At 69.7% G+C, this 3,586-nt stretch carries 4 protein-coding genes; 3 read left to right on the top strand and 1 reads right to left on the bottom strand.

The annotated features are described in order from the left end of the window. On the bottom strand, positions 1 to 519 hold a 519-nt coding region (locus ACWD3D_RS34720), incomplete at its 3' end, for a sodium:solute symporter family transporter (protein WP_451464675.1). 245 nt (positions 520 to 764) lie between these two features. Between ACWD3D_RS34720 and galT the strand changes: the two genes are divergently transcribed. The 3 genes from galT to ACWD3D_RS34705 form a co-directional block, all read left to right on the top strand. Then, on the top strand, positions 765 to 1,808 hold the full coding sequence (gene galT / locus ACWD3D_RS34715) for a galactose-1-phosphate uridylyltransferase (RefSeq protein WP_451464674.1): 1,044 nt from the start codon (positions 765 to 767) through the stop codon (positions 1,806 to 1,808). Continuing rightward, positions 1,805 to 2,788, top strand: coding sequence for a UDP-glucose 4-epimerase GalE (gene galE, locus ACWD3D_RS34710; RefSeq protein ID WP_451464673.1), 984 nt, complete (start codon positions 1,805 to 1,807; stop codon positions 2,786 to 2,788). Before galT ends, galE begins: the two co-directional genes overlap by 4 nt. Beyond that, on the top strand, positions 2,785 to 3,586 hold an 802-nt coding region (locus ACWD3D_RS34705; protein ID WP_451464672.1), incomplete at its 3' end, for a galactokinase. The genes galE and ACWD3D_RS34705, both read left to right, overlap by 4 nt.

The raw sequence follows: 3,586 nt of genomic DNA, 5'->3' as shown, positions 1-3,586 counted from the left end.
GACGAACACACCGGCGACGACGATCGCGACCCAGCGGTCCCAGCCCAGCAGCGCTTCCACGACGATCGAGAGCGCGTACAGGTTGACGCCGGCTATCAGGATGGCGGCGAACGCGAACAGGGCCGAACTCAGTACGTGGGCCGACTTGTCGAACCGCTGGAGAAGGAACTCCGGGACGGACCGGACCTTCGAGCGGTAGTAGAACGGCATCATCACCAGGCCGAGGAAGACCATGGCGGGGATGGCGCCGATCCAGTACCAGTGGACGACCGAGACGCCGTACTGCGCGCCGGTCGCCGCCATGCCGAGGATCTCGGTGGCGCCGAGGTTGGCGGCCACGAAGGCCAGACCGGTGACCCAGGCGGGCAGGGAGCGGCCGGAGAGGAAGAAGTCGAGGCTGGTCTTCACGCTGGCGCGAGCCGCGAAGCCGATGCCGAGGACCACGACGAAGTAGATGGCCAGGATCGTGTAATCCAGACCGTTCGTGGGGAGCCGGAGCCCTTCAGCCAGATAGTTCATGGGGGGTACTCGCTTCGTTGCGCGAACTGAACCTGATGAAACCTACGCCCCCGCGTTCAATAACTGAACAAAGTAACTGGTGTTCTTTGTTTGATCGTGATGCGAGAGGGCGAAATGACCTGATGTAAAGAACCAGGTATCCACTTAAGCAAACACAGAGGAGCAACTTGTCTACAAAGAGTTACGTCATTGACGCCCCTGTTCGATTGTGATTAGTTGTGTTTAGTTATGTTTGGAGGAACCTGGTGAAGAAGACGGCAACGACCCTCGCCGACGGTCGGGAACTGATCTATTACGACTCCGCCGAGGGCACCGCGCGGGACGCGGTGGACCGCAGGCCGCTCGACGCCGTCGCCACTTCGTCCGAGATCCGGCGCGACCCGCTCCTCGGGGACTCGGTGGCCATCGCCTCCCACCGCCAGGGCCGCACCTACCACCCGCCGGCCGACGAGTGCCCGCTCTGCCCCTCCCGCGAGGGGCGGCTCAGCGAGATCCCCGACGACAACTACGACGTCGTCGTCTTCGAGAACCGCTTCCCCTCGCTCGCCGGTGACTCCGGCCGCTGCGAGGTCGTGTGCTTCGCCTCCGACCACGACTCCTCCTTCGCCGACCTCACCGAGGACCAGGCGGCCCTCGTGCTGGCGGCCTGGACCGACCGCACCGCCGCTCTCGCCCAGCTCGACCAGGTCGCCCAGGTCTTCCCCTTCGAGAACCGCGGCGCCGAGATCGGTGTGACTCTCGGTCACCCTCACGGCCAGATCTACGGGTACCCCTTCGTCACGCCCCGAACCGAACTGATGTTGCGTTCCGCCGTCGCCCACCGCGAGGAGACCGGGCGCAACCTCTTCGAGGACGTCGTCGCCCGCGAGATCGCCGAGGGCGACCGGATCGTCCTCACCGGCGAGCACTGGGTCGCCTTCGTCCCGTACGCCGCCCACTGGCCGTACGAGGTGCACCTCTATCCCCGCCACCGCGTCGCCGACTTCCGTGACCTGGACGACGCCGCCCGCGCGGAGTTCCCGCAGATCTACCTGGAACTCCTGCGCCGCTTCGACCGGATCTTCGGCCCCGACGCGCCCCCCACCCCGTACATCGCCGCCTGGCACCAGGCGCCGTTCCGCGCCCCCGGGCGCGAGGAGCTCGCACTCCACCTGGAGCTGTTCACCATCCGTCGTACTCCCGGCAAGCTGAAGTTCCTCGCCGGATCGGAGTCCGGCATGGGAGCGTTCATCAACGACGTGCCGCCGGAGACCGCGGCCGAGCGACTGCGAGAGGTAGCGAGCAAGTGAGCAGCAGCACCCCGAAGAAGTACCTGGTCACCGGCGGCGCCGGTTATGTGGGCAGTGTGGTCGCCACCCACCTGCTGGAGGCCGGGCACACCGTCACCGTGCTCGACGACCTCTCCACGGGCTTCCGGGAGGGCGTCCCGCAGGGCGCCGAGTTCATCGAGGGCCGCATCCAGGACGCCGCGAAGTGGCTCGACCCCTCCTACGACGCCGTCCTCCACTTCGCCGCGTTCTCGCAGGTCGGCGAATCCGTCGTGAACCCGGAGAAGTACTGGCTCAACAACGTCGGCGGCACCACCGCGCTGCTCGCCGCGATGCGGGACGCCGGGGTGCGCACCCTGGTCTTCTCCTCCACCGCCGCCACCTACGGCGAGCCGGTCTCCAGCCCCATCACGGAGACCGACCCGACCGCGCCCACCAACCCGTACGGCGCGACCAAGCTGGCCGTCGACCACATGATCACCGGGGAGGCCGCCGCCCACGGGCTGGCCGCCGTCTCGCTGCGCTACTTCAACGTGGCCGGCGCCTACGGGAACACCGGGGAGCGGCACGACCCCGAGTCCCACCTCATCCCGCTGGTCCTCCAGGTCGCCGCGGGCGAGCGCGAGTCGATCAACGTCTACGGCGACGACTACCCCACCCCCGACGGCACCTGCGTCCGCGACTACATCCACGTCGCCGACCTCGCCGAGGCCCACCTCCTCGCGCTGGGCGCCGCCACCTCCGGTGAGCACCTCATCTGCAACCTGGGCAACGGCAACGGCTTCTCGGTCCGCCAGGTCATCGAGACGGTCCGCGAGGTCACCGGCCACCCGATCCCGGAGACCGCCGCCCCGCGCCGGGCCGGCGACCCGGCCGTCCTCGTCGCCTCCGCCGCCACCGCCCACGAGCGCCTGGGCTGGACGCCGAGCCGTCCCGGCCTGGCCGGAATCGTCGCCGACGCCTGGGCGTTCGCCCGCCGAGAGGAGAACACCGCATCATGACCGAGTCCACCACCGCCGTCACCGACGCCGACCTCGCCGCCTCCTTCCGCGCGCTGTACGGCACCGAGCCCGAAGGCGTCTGGGCCGCCCCCGGGCGCGTCAACCTCATAGGCGAGTACACCGACTTCAACGACGGCTTCGTCATGCCGCTCGCCCTCCCGCACGTCGCCCGTGCCGCCGTCGCCCGGCGCACCGACGGGCAGCTGCGCCTGCACTCCACCGACGTCCCCGGCGGCATCGTGCAGCTCTCCGTCGGCGGCCTGACCCCGAACGAGGGCCACGGCTGGGCCGCGTACCCGGCGGGTGTCGTCTGGGCGCTGCGCCGGGCCGGGCACGAGATCACCGGTGCTGACATCCAGCTCACCTCCACCGTGCCGACCGGCGCCGGGCTCTCCTCGTCCGCCGCCCTCGAAGTGGTCGTGGCGCTCGCGCTGAACGACCTCTTCGGCCTCGGCCTGAGCGCCGCCGAACTGGCCGTCCTCGGTCAGGCCGCCGAGAACGACTTCGTCGGCGTGCCCTGCGGTGTCATGGACCAGATGGCGTCCGCCTGCTGCACCGACGGCCACGCCCTCCACCTCGACACCCGCGACCTCGCCGTGCGCCAGGTGCCCTTCGACCTGGCCGCGCACGGGCTGCGGCTGCTGGTCGTGGACACCCGCGTCAAGCACGCGCTGGGCGACGGCGCGTACGCCGAGCGCCGGGCCGGCTGCGAGGAGGGCGCCCGCCTGCTGGGGCTCGGCCCAGGTGGTACAGGTGTCGCTGGGCGACGGCGTGGGGGACATGGTCGACGGCGTCGGC

Source organism: Streptomyces sp. NPDC002690, from assembly GCF_053592415.1.
This window is presented reverse-complemented; position numbering and strand designations above follow the sequence as displayed.